Annotated in this window: 19 protein-coding genes; 14 read left to right on the top strand and 5 right to left on the bottom strand. The window is 64.4% G+C overall.

The features are described 5' to 3' along the window. Positions 1-41: 41 nt before the first annotated feature. Complete coding sequence (locus tag ABGX75_RS11790; RefSeq protein ID WP_347411407.1) at positions 42-1142, top strand: FAD-dependent oxidoreductase; 1101 nt, start codon at positions 42-44, stop codon at positions 1140-1142. A gap of 91 nt (positions 1143-1233) precedes the next feature. On the opposite strand, the gene fliE is transcribed toward ABGX75_RS11790, so the two are convergent. Continuing rightward, positions 1234-1557 carry a flagellar hook-basal body complex protein FliE gene (gene fliE, locus ABGX75_RS11785; protein WP_011507252.1) on the bottom strand — a complete coding sequence of 108 codons (324 nt, stop codon included), beginning with the start codon at positions 1555-1557 and terminating at the stop codon, positions 1234-1236. Between the two features lie 281 nt (positions 1558-1838). Between fliE and fliF the strand changes: the two genes are divergently transcribed. From fliF to fliR, 13 genes are all read left to right on the top strand, one after another. Next, positions 1839-3623 carry a flagellar basal-body MS-ring/collar protein FliF gene (gene fliF, locus ABGX75_RS11780; protein WP_011507253.1) on the top strand — a complete coding sequence of 595 codons (1785 nt, stop codon included), beginning with the start codon at positions 1839-1841 and terminating at the stop codon, positions 3621-3623. Further along, positions 3616-4611 carry a flagellar motor switch protein FliG gene (fliG, locus tag ABGX75_RS11775; protein WP_011507254.1) on the top strand — a complete coding sequence of 332 codons (996 nt, stop codon included), beginning with the start codon at positions 3616-3618 and terminating at the stop codon, positions 4609-4611. The genes fliF and fliG overlap by 8 nt, the downstream gene beginning before the upstream one ends. Further along, a complete protein-coding gene (locus ABGX75_RS11770; protein WP_347411406.1) occupies positions 4604-5362 on the top strand; it encodes a flagellar assembly protein FliH in 759 nt (252 codons plus the stop codon). The genes fliG and ABGX75_RS11770 overlap by 8 nt, the downstream gene beginning before the upstream one ends. Then, a complete protein-coding gene (fliI, locus tag ABGX75_RS11765) occupies positions 5355-6761 on the top strand; it encodes a flagellar protein export ATPase FliI (RefSeq protein ID WP_011507256.1) in 1407 nt (468 codons plus the stop codon). The genes ABGX75_RS11770 and fliI overlap by 8 nt, the downstream gene beginning before the upstream one ends. 34 nt (positions 6762-6795) lie before the next feature. After that, positions 6796-7293 (top strand): flagellar export protein FliJ, encoded by a 498-nt coding sequence (gene fliJ / locus ABGX75_RS11760; RefSeq protein ID WP_011507257.1) that lies wholly within the window; start codon positions 6796-6798, stop codon positions 7291-7293. A gap of 12 nt (positions 7294-7305) precedes the next feature. Beyond that, positions 7306-8676, top strand: coding sequence for a flagellar hook-length control protein FliK (locus tag ABGX75_RS11755; RefSeq protein WP_347411405.1), 1371 nt, complete (start codon positions 7306-7308; stop codon positions 8674-8676). Between the two features lie 158 nt (positions 8677-8834). Beyond that, positions 8835-9320, top strand: coding sequence for a flagellar basal body-associated protein FliL (gene fliL / locus ABGX75_RS11750; protein WP_043558338.1), 486 nt, complete (start codon positions 8835-8837; stop codon positions 9318-9320). Between the two features lie 6 nt (positions 9321-9326). After that, positions 9327-10343 (top strand): flagellar motor switch protein FliM, encoded by a 1017-nt coding sequence (gene fliM / locus ABGX75_RS11745; RefSeq protein ID WP_011507260.1) that lies wholly within the window; start codon positions 9327-9329, stop codon positions 10341-10343. After that, entirely contained in the window at positions 10336-10863 is a 528-nt protein-coding gene (gene fliN, locus ABGX75_RS11740; protein ID WP_011507261.1) for a flagellar motor switch protein FliN, read from the top strand. The genes fliM and fliN overlap by 8 nt, the downstream gene beginning before the upstream one ends. Further along, entirely contained in the window at positions 10860-11351 is a 492-nt protein-coding gene (gene fliO, locus ABGX75_RS11735) for a flagellar biosynthetic protein FliO (protein WP_084075522.1), read from the top strand. Before fliN ends, fliO begins: the two co-directional genes overlap by 4 nt. An 11-nt stretch (positions 11352-11362) precedes the next feature. Continuing rightward, complete coding sequence (fliP, locus tag ABGX75_RS11730) at positions 11363-12097, top strand: flagellar type III secretion system pore protein FliP (RefSeq protein WP_110061424.1); 735 nt, start codon at positions 11363-11365, stop codon at positions 12095-12097. A gap of 57 nt (positions 12098-12154) precedes the next feature. Next, entirely contained in the window at positions 12155-12424 is a 270-nt protein-coding gene (gene fliQ / locus ABGX75_RS11725) for a flagellar biosynthesis protein FliQ (RefSeq protein WP_011507264.1), read from the top strand. 6 nt (positions 12425-12430) lie between these two features. Next, positions 12431-13216 carry a flagellar biosynthetic protein FliR gene (gene fliR, locus ABGX75_RS11720; RefSeq protein ID WP_128690784.1) on the top strand — a complete coding sequence of 262 codons (786 nt, stop codon included), beginning with the start codon at positions 12431-12433 and terminating at the stop codon, positions 13214-13216. Between the two features lie 141 nt (positions 13217-13357). Here the strand turns inward: fliR and flgL are convergent, their stop codons facing one another. The 4 genes from flgL to ABGX75_RS11700 form a co-directional block, all read right to left on the bottom strand. Beyond that, entirely contained in the window at positions 13358-14590 is a 1233-nt protein-coding gene (gene flgL, locus ABGX75_RS11715) for a flagellar hook-associated protein FlgL (protein ID WP_011507266.1), read from the bottom strand. 90 nt (positions 14591-14680) lie between these two features. Then, on the bottom strand, positions 14681-16300 hold the full coding sequence (gene flgK / locus ABGX75_RS11710) for a flagellar hook-associated protein FlgK (protein ID WP_011507267.1): 1620 nt from the start codon (positions 16298-16300) through the stop codon (positions 14681-14683). Between the two features lie 119 nt (positions 16301-16419). Then, positions 16420-17532 (bottom strand): flagellar assembly peptidoglycan hydrolase FlgJ, encoded by a 1113-nt coding sequence (gene flgJ, locus ABGX75_RS11705; protein WP_035409822.1) that lies wholly within the window; start codon positions 17530-17532, stop codon positions 16420-16422. Further along, positions 17532-18641 (bottom strand): flagellar basal body P-ring protein FlgI, encoded by a 1110-nt coding sequence (locus ABGX75_RS11700; protein ID WP_347411404.1) that lies wholly within the window; start codon positions 18639-18641, stop codon positions 17532-17534. The genes flgJ and ABGX75_RS11700 overlap by 1 nt, the downstream gene beginning before the upstream one ends. Positions 18642-18647: the final 6 nt, after the last annotated feature.

Here is an 18647-nt window from a genome sequence, read left to right as displayed (position 1 = left end):
ATCGACTAGAGTGAGTCCAGGTCCCAAGGAAACCCGTTTTGATGACGACGCGCCTCGTACTGGTAGGTGCCGGCCACGCGCACCTGCATTTGCTGCAACACGCCGACACGCTTCGTCGTGCCGGCTATCGCATCACACTCGTCGCCCCCAGCCGCTTCTGGTATTCCGGCATGGCCGCTCGGCTGTTGAGCGGCGCGCCACGCACAGAGTGCAGCCTGGATATCGCCTCGCTCAGCGTGCGTCACGCCGTCGAACACGTCACCGCCCCCTTCGCTGCCCTGGAGGTGGACTCCCGCCATGTCCTGCTGGCCGACGGCAACAACCTGGCATTCGACGTACTGTCGCTGAATGTCGGCAGCGACGTCATGCCGCCCACCGCGAGCGGCGCCACGGTCGCGGCCTGGGGGGCGGCCCGCTATTGGCACGTCAAGCCCATCGAGCGCCTCGATGCCTTGCGCCAGCACGTGCACGACGCGGCACAACGCCACCAGTCGCTGCACATGGTCGTGGTCGGCGGCGGCCCCTCGGGCGTGGAAATGGCCGCCAATCTGGCGGGACTGAGCCGCCGCCTGGGCGTGCCCAACGACGTTCGCCTGGTCACACGCCACGCGCGCTTGCTGCCCGCCGCCCCGGAGGCCGCTGCCCGATGGGCCAGCCGCCAGCTCGCTCGGCTGGGCGTCGAGTGGCAGGGCAATCTGGCACTGGATGCCGGCGCGGCATGGCTCGACGCCTTGCCCGCCGCCGCGGATGACATCGTCCTCGCCACGGGGCTGCGGCCTGCATACTGCGTCGCCGACCTGCCGCTGGATCTGGACGACAACGGCATTCGCATCCGAGCGACCCTGCAAAGCGAGAACCATGACGAGATTTTCGCCGTCGGTGATTGCGCCTCGCTGATCGAGCACGCCTTGCCCAAGCGCGGTGTCGAGGGCGTGCGACAAGGTCCCGTGCTGCTGGACAACCTGGTCGCGCTGCAACGCGGGAAGCCCCTGCGCGATTACCGTCCGCCCGGGACCGCGCTGTCGATCGTGGATCTCCACGATACGGGGCTCGCGCTATACGGCACGCACTGGTGGGGAGGTCGGGGAGCCCTGCGGCTCAAGCGATACATCGACACGCGCTTCTTGAAGCGCTACCGATGAGGCATGGGCGAGACGAAGGACGCCGCGGATCGCGGCGAGCGGCGGGAAGGCTGGAAGGACGACGCCGGCGGGAAGGAAAGAACCGCCGCCATCACACCTGCATGTTCATGACGTCTTTATAGGCCGTCACCAGACGGTTGCGGACCTGCTTGCCCATTTCGAACGCCACGCTGGCCTTCTGCATGTCGACCATCACGTCGTTGAGCTCCACGCCCGGCGCGCCGGCCTCGAAGGCCTCGGCCTGGGCATTGGCGCTCTGCTGCAGGCGATTGATACGCGAAATGGCACTGTGCAGCTCGCCGGTGAAACCGCCGCTGCCCACCGCCGTGTTGACTTGACTACCCGACGTTTGCCCCGCCTGGCTGGCCAGGCTCTGCATTTGTTGAAGCGCCTGGGAAAGGGCCGGTGCACTCATGACTGTCCTCCGCTGGTCGACACAGCTCTGGGATACGTTGACTGAACCCTATCAGCAATGCGGCAAACGCCATATCTGCAATTGGCACCTAAAATATCGGCTTTTCCTCCCTTTAGGGTTTTCTTAGCTCCACATAATAGCGGTCATCACACATACGCCTCGTATCGGAGCCAACCGACCGTGACGAGACGCCAAACGATGCGCAGAATTCTGGAGTTGGACACCCCCATGCTTGCCGCTGGAACGTTTCCGTGCCTACCCCGGCGCTGCCGGAGGATGACATGAGCACAGCAGCATCCTCCTCGACCGAGGCCAATCAAGGTACGTCCGGGCAGCGTCAGGGCAACGCCGCCGCACCGTCGCTCGTCGACCGGTTGCGCGGCAACCCGCGTGTCCCGCTGATCATCGCCGCCGCGGCGAGCGTGGCGATCATCGCCGCCCTGCTGATGTGGGCGCGCGCCCCCGAATACCGCGTCCTCTATTCCACGCTCACCGACGCCGATGGCGGCAAGATCGTCTCCGAGCTCGACAGCATGGGCGTGCCCTACGAGTTCAGCGAGAACGGGCAGGCGCTTCTGGTGCCCGCCGATCAGGTGAACAAGCTGCGTCTCCAGCTCGCCGAGCAGGGCCTGCCGGAAGCCTCCGGTGTCGGCTATGAACTGATGGACGAGCAATCCTTCGGCATCAGCCAGTTCACCGAACACGTCAACTACCAGCGCGCCCTCGAAGGCGAGCTCGCGCGCACCATCGAGGACCTGGGCCCCGTCTCCAAGGCCCGCGTCCATCTCGCCATGGCCAAGCCCTCGGTCTTCGTGCGCGAAAGCGAACCGGCCAGCGCCTCGGTGATGCTCGACCTGCAGCGCGGCCGTGTCCTCGGCGAAGGCCAGGTACAGGCCATCATGCACATGGTCTCGAGCAGCGTCTCCGAGCTGGCCATCAGCGACGTCGCCGTGGTCGACCAGACGGGACGTCTGCTGTCCCCCGCCAGCGATGGCAACGAGGCGCTCAATGGCTCGCAGCTCGACTACGTCGCCCGCGTCGAGCGCAATTATGCAGAACGCATCGAGTCGATCCTCGCCCCCATTCTCGGGGCGCGCAACGTCAAGGCCGAGGTGTCCGCGCAACTGGACTTCTCCGAGCGCGAAGGCACCAGTGAAACGTACGGCCCCAATCAGCCGCCCAACGAAGCCGCGGTACGCAGCGAGCAGACGAGCCTCAGCTACAGCGGCGACGGTGACCTCGCCATGGGCATCCCCGGCGCGCTGAGCAACCAGCCACCGGGGACGGCCGCCTCGCCCATCAACGCTCCCCAGGAGGACGACGCGGGCGACGGCGAAGGCGAAGACGCACAAGACGACGGCAACCAGGACGAAGACGGCGAAGCCACGACCCAGGAAAACGCGACCCTGGGGCGGACCAGCCGCGATAACACCATCAATTACGAGGTCGACCGTACCGTCGAGCACATTCAGCACGAGACCGGCACCATCGAGCGCCTCAATGCCGCCATCGTGGTCAATTACCGTGACGGCGTGGACGAGGACGGCAACCCGACGCGGGTCCCGCTGAGCGACCAGGAAATCGCCAATATCCGCAGTCTCGCTCAGCAGGCCATCGGCTTCTCGCAGGCGCGCGGCGACCAGCTCGAAGTCGTCAACTCTCCCTTCGACGACACGTCCGAGCAGCGACCCGAGCCCGCATGGTGGGAGTCTCCCCTGCTCTGGTCGCTGGCGACCACGCTGGGGCAATACCTGCTGATCGGTCTCGTCGCCCTGTTCCTGTGGTTCAAGGTGCTGCGTCCGCTGATTCAACGCCAGACCGAGCGCCCCGCCTTCACGCCGGCCACGGCCGCGCCGGCGGGGGCCGCCGGGGGCGCCGAGGCCTACGCCGCCACCGCGGCCGAGGGCACCGGTGCCGAGGAAGAACCGCCGGCACCGCCACAGAAGCGCCGCGAGCGCCGCTCGGCCAGTTATGAACAAAACCTCCGTGACGTACGCGAGATTGCCCAGGAAGACCCGCGTCTCGTCGCCATGATCGTCAGAGGCTGGATGAGTTCCCATGAGTAAGATGAGTGGCGCCCGCCGTAGCGCAATTCTGCTGCTCTCGCTGGACGAGGACAGCGCCGCCGAGGTGTTCAAGTACCTCAGCAACAAGGAGGTCCAGGAAATCAGCCTGGAGATGGCCTCGCTGAGCCAGATCTCGCACGAAGAGATGGAAGAGGCCTTGAACGAATTCCACGACGAAATGGAACAGTTCTCGGCGGTCAACCTGCACAGCAGCGAGCACATCCGCACCGTGCTCACCAAGGCACTGGGCAGCGAGCGTGCCAACAGCCTGATCGAGGACATCCTCGAGACCACGGGCTCCGCCTCGGGCATCGACGCGCTGAACCTGATGGAAAGCACGACCGTGGCCGAGCTGATTCGCGACGAGCATCCGCAGATCATCGCTACCATCGTCATCCATCTCGACCGCAATCTGGCCGCCGACGTGCTCGAGCAGCTGGACGAGAAGCTGCGCAACGACGTCGTGCTGCGCATCGCCACCTTCAGCGGCGTACAGCCCGCCGCCCTGCAGGAGCTCACCGAGGTGCTCGGCAGCATGCTCGACGGCCAGAACGTCAAGCGCAGCAAGATGGGCGGCGTGAGAACCGCGGCCGAGATCCTCAACCTGATGAACTCGTCCCAGGAAGAGCTGGTCATCGACGCCGTTCGTGCCCACAACGACGATCTGGCCCAGCGCATCATCGACGAGATGTTCCTGTTCGAGAACATCCTCGACATCGACGATCGCGGCATCCAGCTCATCCTCAAGGAGGTCGATACCAACTCGCTGGTGGTGGCCCTCAAGGGGGCGCAGGAAGCCCTGGTCGACAAGATCACCCAGAACATGTCGCAACGTGCGGCCACCCTGCTGCGGGAAGATCTCGAAGCCCGCGGCCCGGTACGCGTGTCGCAGGTGGAGGCCGAGCAGAAAGCGGTTCTCCAGATCGTTCGCCGCCTTGCCGACAACGGCGAGATCGTGCTGAGCGGAGGCGACGACAGTTATGTCTGACAAGCCGCTATCCGATGCCGTCATCCATACGCCCGACGAACAGCGCTGGCGCCCCTGGCGCATGGACGAACTGCCGCGCGAAGACGCCACAACCGGCGGCAAGATCGACAGCGCGCGACTCTTCGAGCAGCGCCGTCGTCAGCAGCGTCAGCGTCTCGCCGAGGAACGCGAAGCATTGCGTCGCAAGACGCGGGAAAGCGCGCATCAGGAAGGCTACGCAGCCGGCTACGAGGAAGGACGTCAAGCCGGCTACGAACAAGGGTTGCAGGAAGGACGCGAGGCCGGCGAGCAAGAAGCGCGTCGACAGCTCGACGCGGCCCTGGCGCCGCTGGGACGACTGGCCGAGGACTTCCGCGCCTCGCTGGACGCCCTGGACACCATGCTCGCCGATCAGCTCGTCGAGCTGGCCATGCTCACCGGCCGGCATCTCGCCGGCGAGGCACTGACCGCAACGCCTGAGCAGGTCGTTACCCTAGTGCGCCAGTTGCTCCACGAAGAGCCGGTGCTGAATGGTCCCACCCAGCTGTGGCTGCATCCCGAGGACCTGGTCCTGGTGACCGAGCACGTGGGCAACGAGCTCGAAGCCGCCGGCTGGACCCTGCACGAAGACGCCGACCTTCAGCGCGGCGGCTGCCGGGCGGAAAGCGCCACCGGCGGTCTCGATGCCACGCTCGAAACGCGCTGGCAGGCGGCCCTCGATCAGCGCCGCAAGCGCCATGTCAGCCAACCCCAGGAGACGTCGGATGACTGAGACGCCGCTTGCCGACATGCCCGACGAGACCTCTCACACTGCTCAATGGCAGCGCGCCCTGGGCAAGGTCTCGGAGCGCATCGAGGGGCTCGAATCCCGACGCCCCCACGGCAAGATCGTGCGTGCCACCGGCCTGGTGCTCGAGGCCACCGGTCTGCGCCTGCCCCTGGGCAGCGCCTGTCTGGTCGAGCTGGCCCAGCACGGGCATGTCGGCTATGCCGAAGCCGAAGTCGTGGGCTTCGCCGGCGACCGCCTGTTCCTGATGCCGCTGGGCGACACCCACGGCCTGGTTCCCGGGGCGCGCGTGCTGACGCTGGGCAATAACCGCCAGGATGCCGCCAGCGCGCGCCGTTTCCCGCTGGGCGACGCACTCCTGGGACGCGTGCTGGATGGCAACGGTCGCCCGCTGGACGGCAAGGGCGCACTCGATCACGCGTCCCACGCCCCGCTCTCCACCGCCCCCATCAACCCGCTGGATCGCGCGCCGATCGACAACGTCATCGATGTCGGCATTCGCGCCATCAACGGCCTGTTGAGCGTCGGGCGCGGCCAGCGCATGGGCCTGTTCGCCGGCTCGGGCGTGGGCAAGAGCGTGTTGCTGGGCATGATGTCGCGCTACACCCAGGCCGACGTGATCGTGGTCGGCCTGATCGGCGAGCGTGGTCGCGAGGTCAAGGACTTCATCGAAAACATCCTCGGCCCCGAGGGCCGCGAGCGCGCCGTGGTCGTCGCCGCCCCGGCCGACGTATCCCCCTTGCAGCGCTTGCAGGGGGCCTCCTACGCCACGCGCATCGCCGAAGGGTTCCGCGACGAGGGCCGCAACGTCCTGCTGATCATGGACTCGCTGACCCGCTATGCCATGGCCATGCGTGAAATCGCCCTCGCCGTGGGCGAGCCCCCGGCCACCAAGGGCTATCCGCCGTCGGTCTTCGCGCGTCTGCCCGGTCTCGTCGAGCGCGCGGGCAACGGCCGGCCCGGCGGCGGTTCGATCACGGCGTTCTATACCGTGCTGACCGAGGGCGACGACCAGCAGGACCCGATCGCCGATGCCGCACGGGCGATTCTCGACGGGCACGTCGTCCTGTCGCGCCAGCTGGCCGAAAGCGGGCACTACCCCGCCATCGACATCGAGGCGTCGATCAGCCGCGCCATGACGGCCATCGTCGAAGGCGATCACCAGCGCCGCGCACAACGCTTCAAGCAGTTGTTCTCGCGTTATCAACGCAACCGCGACTTGATCAGCGTCGGCGCCTATGCTGCCGGCCACGACCCGCAGCTCGACCGCGCCGTCGCGCTGTACCCGCGTCTCGAGGCCTTTCTTCAGCAAGGGATCGACGAGCGCGCCGATGTCGACTCGACGCTCGACGCCCTGGCCTCGCTGTTTCCGGAGACGCGCTGATGCCATTCACCCTGCATTGCGGTAAGGAGGTCTCATGAACGCACGCTCCCCGCTGACCACACTCAAGGATCTTGCGCAGGATACCTGCGACCAGGCCGCGCAATCGCTGGGGCATTCACGGCGCAAGCTGCAGGAAGCCCAGCAGCGCCTGGATCAGTTGCTGACCTATCGGCACGAATATCGCCAGCGTCTGGAAAACAGCATGCAGCAGGGCATCGAGCCGGCCAACTGGCACAACTATCAACAGTTTCTGGCCTCGCTCGACCAGGCGATCGCCGGTCAGCGCCAGGCCGTCAACGATCAGCAGCGCCACCTCGACCGCCAACAGCAGGCATGGCAGGGTGAGCGTCGCAAGCTCAACACCTACGACACGCTGATCACGCGCCGTGACAACGCCGAGCAACAACGTGCGGCGCGGCGCGAGCAGCAACTCTTCGACGAAATGTCGGCGCGCATGACACGCCGCCAAGCGAACGATCGTGGCCTCGATGTCACGACGACCGATTCGTCCGCTTCCACTACCCGCTTTTGACGAGGCATGCACATGGATATTGCCCTGCTCAACACCCTTCAAGGCGGTAACCAAGCCTCCGCCACCACGTCCGGCAGCGCGGGAAGTCAGCGCGGCGGCAAGAGCGCCGACGACAACGCCTCGCCATTTGCCAGTCTGCTCGGCAAGGCCCGTGGTGCCGGCGATGCCAGTCAAGAAGGCGCTGTACGCGAACTGGCCGGGAGCGCCTCCAAGAAGGATGGCAGCGACCTGCTGGCGACGGTGAACGCCCTCTTGCAAAGCGACGACGGCGCCAAGCTGCTCGACGAGTGGCTGGCCAGCGGCGACGCGGGCGAGCTCGACGCACTTGTCGAACGACTGGCTTCACAGAGCGAAGCGCTCGGTGATGCCCTGTCGGATAGCGACGCACTCGACAATGAGGCGCTTGCCGCCCTGCTCGTCTCGCAGCTCTCCTCGTCGAGTGCCCAGAACACGGCCAGTGTCACCTCCTCTGCCACGCAACAGCCGACCAGCACCACTCAGAGTGCGCTGTCATTGAGCGACATCCAGCAACGCATGCTGCTCATCCAGCAAGCGGGCCAGGGAGGCAACGGCGATGCCTCATCCCGTCAGGATCTCATGGCGCGTCTTGCCAATGCCGCCTCCGGTGACAGTCAGGCCAGCCAATCCCTGACCCAGTTGCTGCAAGGCGCCCAGGGGCAAGCCAACCAGTCGGCCTCTCAGCTGCAGGGCAGCAATCAGCTCACGCCCTCGGCCGTCTTCGGTGCCAACCTGGTGCAACAGGCGCAGTCCGCCGCCAATGCACAGCGTGGTGACCTGCTCGCCACCCAGGGGGGCGATCGGAGCAGCCCCGACAACGCCTTGCTGACCGGACTGGGGAACGCCACCTCGCCTTCCGGCATGACGGGCAGCGCCGCCAACGCCGCCGGCAGTGCGGCAAGCGCCACCCCGACCGCCACCTTGACGCCACAGGTCGGCATGAACGAATGGGGACAAGCGCTGGGTCAGCAGGTCGTGCGCATGGCACAACGCGGCGACCAGCAGGTCGAGTTGCGCCTCCATCCGGCCGAACTCGGACCGATGAGCGTCTCGCTCAAGATGGGCGACCAGCAGCAGGCGAATCTCCAGTTCTTCTCTGCCCACGGGGCCGTGCGTCATGCCCTGGAAGCGGCCATCCCGCAATTGCGCGAGGCCCTGGCCGACAGCGGCATCGCCCTGGGTGAAACCTCGGTCGGCGAGCAGGACCAGTTTCAGCAGCAGTCCGATGGACAGCCGGGCCAGCCCTCACGCGAGGGCACGCCCGGCCAGGCACTGGCAGGCAGTGACACCGGCGCCGAGATGCCCAGCCTGACCGAGACATCGCTGCATTACGTCACGTCGTCGGGCATCAACCTTTATGCCTGAGCGTGTCTGCCGATAACCCGATGAGAGGCGTCCGCCAGCGGGCGCTTCGACAAAGCCCGAAGTGGCGTGCGTGAAGCTTCCTATTCGAGCAATCGAATGGCGGCCAACATCGCCATACTCGGTCCCACTCATTTACGTCGAAGCGAATGACAGAAACGATGGCCAAGTCTCAATCGGCAACTGACAAGCGCAGCAAGTCCCTCTGGTTACTGGGGCTTCTCATCGTATTGTTCTCGGTGGGTAGCTCCATCGGGGTCTACCTCTTCATGGACTCGCGCCAGCAGGCGTCGGCAAATGAAGAAACCACCGAGCCCAAAGAGGCGCCCGCGCCCATTTTCGTCAAGATCGAGCCGTTCACGATCAATCTGCAAAGCGACGAATACAGCGATCGCCTGCTGTATGTCGGCCTGTCGCTGAAAGTCGGCGACGAAACCACTCGGGCCTTTCTCGAGGAATACATGCCGGAGGTCCGCAGTCGTTTGCTGATGCTGCTTTCCGGCCAGCAGGCCGACACGCTCATCAAGCCCGAGGGCAAGCAGCGCCTCGCCAACCAGATACTGGCGATGTTCGATGAACCGCTGACCGAGCCGCAGCCGTCTCTGGACGTCACCGGCGTGCTATTCTCCGAATTCATTGTGCAATAAGACGATATGTCCCAAGACGATCTGCTCTCGCAGGAAGAGATCGACGCCCTTCTCAAGGGCGTCAGCGGTGACGAGGATAACGCGCAGGACGAACGGGCCTCGCGCGAGGGGAAAGTGCGTCCGTTCGACCCCGCCAAGCAGCATCGCATCATTCGCGAGCGGCTTCATGCGCTGGACATCATCAACGAACGTTTCGCGCGCCAGTTCCGGGTCGCGCTTTTCAACCTGATGCGGCGCAGTGCCGACATCACGGTGGAAAGCGTCCGTTATCAGAGCTATAGCGAATTTTCGCGGAACCTGCCGGTCCCCACCAATCTCAACTTGATCACCATGAAACCCCTGCGCGGCTCGGCGCTGGTGGTCTTTCCGCCGAGCCTGGTGTTCATGGTGGTCGACAACCTGTTCGGCGGTGACGGCCGCTTCCTGACCAAGTCCGAGGGACGCGAGTTCACGCGAACCGAACAGCGCATCATCCATCGCATGCTCAAGATGGCGCTGGAAGGCTACAGCGAATCGTGGAAATCGGTCTATCCACTGGACATCGAGTACACGCGTTCGGAACTGCAGGTGAAGTTCGCCAACATCACCAACTCGCCGAACGAGATCGTCGTCAACAGTACCTTCCACGTGGAGGTCGGCAATCTCTCGAGCGAGTTCAACATCTGCATTCCCTACTCGATGATCGAGCCGATTCGCGACATTCTCGCCAGCCCGCTGCACGACACGCATCCCGACGAGGAGCAGCAGTGGGAAGCGCGCATGGCGCATGAAATCCGCCACTCGTCCGTGGAGTTGACCGCCGACTTCGTCGATATCCCGCTGCGCCTGCGGGATGTGACCCAACTGTCGGTGGGCGACATCATTCCCATCGAGCTACCCGAGGCAGTGAATGTCAGTGTCGACGGCATACCCGTGATGACGTGCGACTACGGCAGCCAGAAATCCCAGCGCGCCTTGCGCGTCAGGCACCTCATCGAACACGGCTCGAGCCAAGTTGCAGCGAAGGATCCGAAAGATGACTGACCCCCAAAACCCAGACAAGAAAGGCACCGAGGACGAGTGGGCCGAGGCCATGGCGCAGCAGCAGGCCGAGGAAGGCAACGATGAGACCTCCGACGACGCGGAAGAGGACCTGTGGGCCGCCGCGATGGCCGAGCAGCAGGCCACCGAGGACGAAGCCAACGCCGAGGCGAGCGATCCCGCGCCGGACAAGTCCCAGGCGCAAAACGCCGATCACGAGGTGTTCAAGCCGCTCGACGAGGGCGCCTCGTCTACCACGCCCCGCGATCTCGACCTGATCATGGACATCCCGGTCAAGCTCAGCGTGGAGCTGGGCCGGACCAAGATCACCATCAAGCAGCTTCTCGAGCTCGCCCAGGGGTCCGTGATCGAGCTGGATGGCCTCGCCGGCGAGCCCATGGACATCCTCATCAATGGCTACCTGATCGCGCAAGGGGAAGTCGTGGTCGTGGATGACAAGTACGGCATCCGCATCACGGAAATCATCACCCCGTCGGAACGCGTCAAAAAGCTGAACAAATGAGTGTCGCCGATAGCGCCCGCGAAGCGGCCGTATCACTCGACGGTAGCGGCGACACCGTGATGGGCGCCGCCTGGATCGGCAAGACCGCGCTCTCCTTGCTGCTGGTCGTCGCCATCATCGTCTTCTGCGCATGGCTGCTGCGCCGCCTCACGCCGGGACGCCTGCGGGCGTCCCGTCATGTCAAGGTCGTGGCCAACACCGCCATTGGCCAGCGCGAGCGCGTGACCATCGTCGAAATCGAGGGCCGCTGGCTGGTCCTCGGCGTAGGCGGTGGCCAAGTCTCGCTGCTCAAGGACATGCCGGCCGCCGAAGACGATACGGCAGCGACGCAACCGTCGCCGGCCCCGCTGACCGGCAGCTTCGCGCAACGCTTTCGCCAGGCGCTGGCCCAGAATATCGGAGGCCGGCCATCCGCCACCGAGGATGCCGCGTCACGCAGCCAGCGCTCCCGGGACGAAAACGCACCGGACAAGGAAGCCGACCGATGAACGTCGCTGTCATGCTGCGTTGCGGACTCGCCGTATTGCTGCTGGCCTGGCCGGCCTTCGGGTGGGGGCAGGAAATTTCCGGCATCGTCAGCGAGCCCACCGGCGATGGCGGCCAGCAATGGTCGCTGAGCCTGCAGACGCTGCTGTTTCTCAGCTCGCTGGCCTTCCTGCCGGCGCTGCTGCTGGGCATGACCTGCTTTACGCGCATCATCATCGTGCTCAGCCTGTTGCGCACCGCGATCGGTACCCAATCGACGCCGCCCAATCAGGTGCTCCTCGGCCTGGCGCTCTTCATGACCTTCTTCATCATGTCGCCGGTACTGGATCGCGTGCACGAGCAGGCCTGGGTGCCCTTCTCCGAGGAGCGGATCAGCCTCGAACAAGCCCTGGAACAGGGCAGTCAGCCGTTCCGGGAGTTCATGTTCGGCCAGACCCGTGAAACCGATCTGGCGCTCTTCGCGCGCATGGCCGACGCCGATGAAATGCAAGGCCCCGAAGACGTCCCGATGCGTCTGCTGATACCGGCCTTTTTGACCAGCGAGCTGAAGACGGCATTCCAGATCGGGTTCAGCATCTTCATCCCCTTCTTGATCATCGATCTCGTGGTGGCCAGTGTCCTGATGGCACTGGGGATGATGATGGTGCCGCCCGCGACCATCTCGCTGCCCTTCAAGCTGATGCTGTTCGTGCTCGTCGACGGCTGGCAGTTATTGATCGGCTCCCTGGCCGAAAGCTTCTACATGTAAACGGCGGGCGGCCGTGTGCCGGCCACCTGCACGAGAACGACGCGAGGAGATTCCGCCATGACACCCGAGATGGTCATGGGGTTGGCGTACCAGGGCATGAAGGTCACCCTGATGCTGGCAGGCCCCCTACTCATGACGGCGCTGTTGATCGGCCTGCTGGTCAGCCTGTTCCAGGCCGCGACCCAGATCAACGAGATGACGCTGACGTTCATTCCCAAGATCCTGGGGGTGTTCGGCGCCCTGGTCGTCGCAGGCCCCTGGCTGATCCAGACCATCGTCGACTTCACGCGGGAGCTGTTCCTCAACCTGCCCTCGATGGTCAGCTGACGCCACATGGTACAGGTGACGTTCGCGCAGCTGCATGAATGGCTCACGCTGTTCTTCTGGCCGTTCGTGCGCATCCTGGCGTTCCTGGCGGCATCGCCGATCTGGAATCAGCACGGCGTGCCGCGCCAGGCGTCCGTGCTGCTGGGCGCCCTGATGGCCTTCGCCATCGGCCCCGCCCTGCCTCCCATGCCCGATACGCCCATCGTCTCGATCGGCGGCCTGGGCATACTCATCCAGGAGATGCTGATCGGCATTGCGCTGGGCATGGTCTTGCGCGTCACCATCGCCGTGGTGCAAGCCGCCGGCGAGTTCATCGGACTGCAGATGGGGCTTGCCTTCGCCACCTTCTTCACGCCGGGCGTCGGCAACAGCATGGTGCTGTCGCGCATCTTCCAGATGATCACGCTATTGATGTTCCTGGCCCTCAACGGGCACTTGATCGCCCTGGAGATACTCGCCAATTCCTTCCAGACGCTCCCCGTCGGCGGGCCGAGAGTCGACGGAAGCGCGGGCGAGGTCATTGCTCGCTGGGGCGGCGAGATATTCACCTCCGGCGTGTTGATGGCCCTGCCTCTGATCGTCTCGTTGTTGATCATCAACCTGACGCTCGGCGTGCTCAACCGCGCCTCGCCGCAGCTGTCGATCTTCTCGATCGGCTTCCCCATGACCCTGACCACCGGCGTGGTGCTGCTGATGACGCTCATGCCGGACCTGCTGCGCTTCCTCGAGATCCTGTTCAGCAACAGCTTCAGTACCATGCAGGAGGTGGTCCAGCGCCTGGGCGGTGGCTAGAGGGCATGCAATGCACGCATGACCCGCCATTGCCCCCACGCACCGCCTATGAAAGAAAACGCCACGTCCCAAGGGAGTGGCGTTTTCTCTGCCTGAACGTCGCGCCCCGATTCAAACCCGACGCATTCGGAGATGGCAGGCTCAGTTGAGGAACTGGAACAGCGACATCTGCTGAATGTCGGCGAAGGATTTCTGCGATGCCTGCAGCCCGACCTGGCTCAGCATGTAGTCGGAAATCGCCGTGTTGTAATCCAGATCGACGAGATCGGAGCGCGTCTGTTCGTAGGCGATTTCGCGGTTGCCGCCAACGTCGTCCAGCGCGTCCAGTTCGTTCATCCGCGCACCCACCGAGGCCCGCGTGGTCAGCACGTTGTCCAGCGAGGCATCCAGCTTGCGGCTCGCGGTGGACAGCGTGTTATCCAGCGCGGCTTGATCGGCATCGGTCTCGACGGGCTGACGCAGGGCATTGATGGTATCGCCGATGGTCTTGAACAGGCTGGCCTGCTCCTGACTCATGTCGCCTCCCGGCGTGACGGTAAACGAGTCACCGGCCGCCGGCTCGCCCTCCAGCGTCAACGCCATGCCACCGAACTCGATGGTCTCGCCGTCGGTGTAGGCAACGTTCGTCTGGTCGGCAAACCCCGCCCCGGAGCTTGAAATGTCATAGGTACCATCGCCGTTGAAACTGATGTCGAAGGTCTCGCCGTAACCGGCGGCATCGGCATCGCGAACGTCAGGGCCGGAAAAGGTCACGTTTCCCGTATTGCCCTCATCGGCTTCGGCGATATATTCGCTGCCCGCCGAGAAGCGCATGAATACATCGGTGCCGGTATCGCTGGTCTTCATGAGGCGTTCGGCATCGATCTTCTGCTGCTTGACGCCCTGATCGCCTTCATACGAGATGGTGTCGACAGCATCGCCCGCATCGGTACGCGAGAAGGCCTTGGCGTTGTCCTGATAGCCGCTGAACAGGTAAGTACCGTTGCCGTCGGTGGTATTGGCAAGCCCCACCAGCGTCTCGAACGCGCCCTCGAGATCGGACGCCAGCGATTCGCGATCGGCATCGCTCAGAGTGCCGTTACCGGCCTGCACGACCAGGGACTTGGCCGAGCCGATGGCATCGCTGACACTGTTGAGGACGCTCTCTTCCTGGCTCAACGAATTGCGTGCCGTCACCCGGCTGCTTTCCTGCTGCGCATTGACTGCCAGCGACTGCGACACGCTCACCGCCCGTGCGGCGGCACGGGGGTCGTCGGACGGGTTCACCACCCGCTTGCCGGACGCGATCTGCTGGCCGACGTCCATGAAGTTCTGCTGCTGGCGATTCATTGCCGAAACGCCCTGCTCGTACATCGTTACGGTGCTGATACGCATCTTCGCTTACCTCGTCACCACGCTGTGTCGCCCAGCGTCGTATTGTCTAAACATCACGGCGTCGCCCGTGCGGCGACATCAACGCATTCATCAGCGCAACTGCAGGACCGAATCGAGCACCTGGGAGCCCACGTCGATGACGCGCGCATTGGCCTGGTAATACTGCTGGTAACGGACCAGGTTGGCGTATTCCTCGTCCAGGTTGACGCCCGATTCGGACTGCTGATACTCGCGCAGCTGTTCGGTCAGCCCCGACTGCGCATCCAGATTGACCTGGGTGATGTTGGTGGTGTTACCGACTTCATTGACCAGCGATGCGTAGGCATCGCTGATCGAAGAGGTTCCGCCGACCATCTTCTCGCTCTGCAGGTCGAGCAGATCCAGCGCATTCTCGTTGTTGCCGCTACCGCCCCCGCTGCTCGCCGCGGCGATTTCCGCCCCCTCGGTGATCGCCACCTCGAAACCCTGCGAGGCCGTACGCGTGGGCTGCAGCATGAAGGTGTCGCCTTCCTGGGCGGTACCGGAAATATTCAAGGTCATGCCGTCAAGATCGACATCACCACTACCGTCCGGCGTCAGGGTCGTCGTGTCGCCATCCGAGAGACGCTCGGCCTGGTACTCGCCACCCGTGTAGGTGATTCGATAATCGCTCGAGGTCAGCTGATTCACGTCGCTGTACTCGGCGCTGATGGCACCGTCGCCGTCGTTCTGACTGTTGCTCATGACCCGCGGCGAACCGATCTCGAAAAAGGCCTCGCCGGCGTCGCCATTGAGGTCGACACCGTTCTCGTGCACGGCGTTGAACTCCGAGCCGAGTACTACCGTCATGCGGCCGAGCTGGTTCTGCACGCTGTCCAGCGTTTCGCTGCGAAACGACAGCAGACCACCCAGTTCGCCGTTCTCGAAGGCACTGTCATCGATCTGGTTGACGTTGCCCGCCGCATCCCGATAGGCGATCACGGTGCGCGACGGATCCTCGTTGGACTCCACCGCCTCGAGGTCGTAGCTCTGGGTGCCCGAGACCAGCGGCTGGCCGTTTTCCAGATTGATGTTGTAGGTGTCGCCATCCTGGATATTCAGGTCCGCACCCACCAGCTCATTGAGGTCGGACACCAGCTTGTCGCGCTTGTCGAGCAGCGAGTTGGGTTCCTCGCCGGACTTGGCCCGCGCCTGGGTGATCTGATCGTTGAGCTTGGCGATCTGGGTGGCGGTGTTGTTGATATCCGTCACCGTGCTTTCGAGCTGGCCATTGAGGCTGCTGCGCATGTCGCCGAGATAGGAGTCGAAGGAACGGAACTGTGCCGCCATGGACGATGCCGAGCCCAGCACGCCCTGGCGGGCCGCCGGGTCGGATGCCGCACCGGTGAGATCGTCGAGGCTGGAGAAGAAGTCCTGCACCAGCGGCGCGAGCCCGGCGTCGCTGTCGGCGAGCAGATCGTCGATCTGCGAGACCTGGCTCTGATAACTCTCCAGCGCGCTTTTCTGGCTGTTGGCGTCGTTGTACTGCTCGGTGACGTAACTGTTGAACTGGCGCTGCACTTCGTCGACCGACACCCCCGTGCCCGTCGAGCCGTTGCTGTAGCTTTCTCCCAGGATCGTCAACTGACGGTTATACCCTTCGGTATACACGTTGCTCAGGTTGTTACTGGTCGTCGACAACGCTGATTGGGCCGCGCTCAGGCCACTCAGGCCGATCGAGAAAATGCTCATGGCACCTATTCCTGGCTAGGGGCGCCGGGCATTACCAGGGGCATGCTCGGCACGACAAATGATGACTATGGAATCTATCGGCAGCGTCACGCACGACTTGAGCGAAAAACGCCATGACGTCAAAAAATTCCCGTGGGCATCCGCGATACATCATAGGGATCCGACGAACCGTTGCGTGTCGGCGCGCCACCTCGCGACTCGCTGACCTCGGCAGTGCTGGCCAGGGCCGGCCCGCTGGCGAGACGGTCGTCGATCTGCGCCATGACGGCGATCACCTTGTCGGCATAGTTCGGGTCGGTGGCATAGCCGCCGGATTGCAGAGCTCGGGCGGCGTTCTGCGGCGTCGAAGCCGTGACCACCCCGGCATAACGTGGATTGCCGCCGATCAACTCGGCGTAATCCTTGAACGCGGCTTCGAAGGAATCGTAGACACGGAACTCGTCGACCTGTTGGCGGGCACGACCGTCGACATATTCGGTGGTGGTGATGCTGGTGGCCTCGCCATCCCAGCCACCGGTCGCCTTGATACCGAAGAGGTTGTGGCTGTTGCCGCCATCGCGCGCGGGAATCTCACGCTCGCCCCAGCCGGTTTCCAGCGCCGCCTGGGCCAGGATCAACGATGCCGGCACACCGCTTTCGCGGGCGGCGGCTTCGGCGGGCTCATGCAGCCGCGACAGGAACGCCTCGACGTGCGGCGCCGCTCGTGCGTCCTCGATATCGGCACTCGACGGTGACATCTCGCGACTCGTCGCCACCTCCGACGGTGCGCTCGAGGACGAAGCGCCGGAAGCCGAGGTCACGGCGTCATCCCCGGGCCCTGAATCCTTGGAGGCGGCCTCGTGGGGCACGATCGGATCGCTCAAGACACGTGGCGTGCCGCGGGGAATCCCCGCGATCAGGTCGTTGCGCGTCACCTCCTCATCGCGCCCCACGAGGCCCCGCCCCTGAAGCTGCTCGACCAGCATGTCCGAGAGGCCGACATGCCCCGCCATCTTCTGCGCCCACTGCTTGTCGAGCATCGAGGTATAGGTATCGGTCTCGTTGCTGCTCAGCAGGTCCGACTGCGGTATGGCGTCGCGCATGCTCTTGAGCATCATCTGCAGAAAGATCGCCTCGAATTGGTCCGCCGCCTGGGACAAGCCCTTCTCCGGCGACTGGCTCGCCGTGTGCTTGAGGCGCGACAACGACTGCACATCGAGGGCAAACTGATTGCTGAGTCCATCGACGCTCATCAGATGATCTCCAGTTCCGCATTCAGGGCACCGGCCGATTTCAGCGCCTGCAGGATCGACATCAGATCCTGCGGCGATGCCCCCAGCGCGTTGAGCGCGTTGACGACATCCATGAGATCGGCACTGGTATTGACCATTTGCAGCGCACCGCCCTCCTGCTGGATGGAGATGTCCGCATCGGGCACCACCACGGTCTCGCCCTCGCCCAGCGGGTTGGGCTGGCTGACCTGTGGGTTGGAGTCGATGGTCACCGAGAGATTGCCGTGCGCCACCGCCGCGCGGTCCAGCGTCACCTCACGGTTGAGCACCACCGAGCCGGTGCGCGAATTGACGATGACCTTGGCCGGGCCCTGGTTGGGTGTGACATCCAGGTTCTGGATGCGCGCCATGAAGTTGACCCGCGAGTTGCTGTCGTTCGGGGCATTGAGACGAATCAGGCGTCCGTCCATGGCAGCCGCCACGGGAGAACCGAAGTCCCGGTTGATGGCCTCGACCACGCGCTGCGCCGTGGTGAAGTCGGACTCGTTAAGATAAAGGTCCAGGGTACCGTCGGCCCGCCCAAGTTGCAGGGCCACTTCCTGCTCGACGGTAGCCCCGCCCGGAATGCGGCCGGCGGCGGTGTGGTTGACCTGTACGCTGCTGCCGGCCTGCTGGGCACCGACCCCGCCGATCAACAGGTTGCCCTGGGCCATCGCATAGACGTTGCCATCCACCCCGCGCAACGGCGTCATCAGCAGGGTACCGCCACGCAGACTGTCGGCGTTGCCCATCGAGGAAACGGTGACATCCATTTCCTGCCCCTGGCGGGCAAAAGGCGGCAGTTGCGCCGTCACCATGACCGCGGCCACGTTGCGCAACTGCATGTTGGTGCCTTCGGGAATGCTCACGCCCAACTGCGAGAGCATGTTGATCAACGTCTGGCCCGTAAACGGCGTCTGCGTGGTCTGGTCGCCCGTGCCGTCCAGCCCCACCACCAGGCCATAGCCGACCAGCTGGTTCTCGCGAACTCCCGCGAAGCTCGCCAGATCACGGATCCGTTCGGCCTGCGCGGGAGCGGCACACAGGCCACACAACAACAGCACGCCCATCCAGCGCAGCAAACTTCTCATGACGTA

Origin of the sequence: Chromohalobacter sp. (assembly GCF_039830575.1) — a bacterium.
GTDB lineage: Bacteria > Pseudomonadota > Gammaproteobacteria > Pseudomonadales > Halomonadaceae > Chromohalobacter > Chromohalobacter israelensis.
The sequence above is the reverse complement of the archived record's forward strand: the minus strand, read 5'-3'. Positions and strand labels throughout refer to the sequence as shown.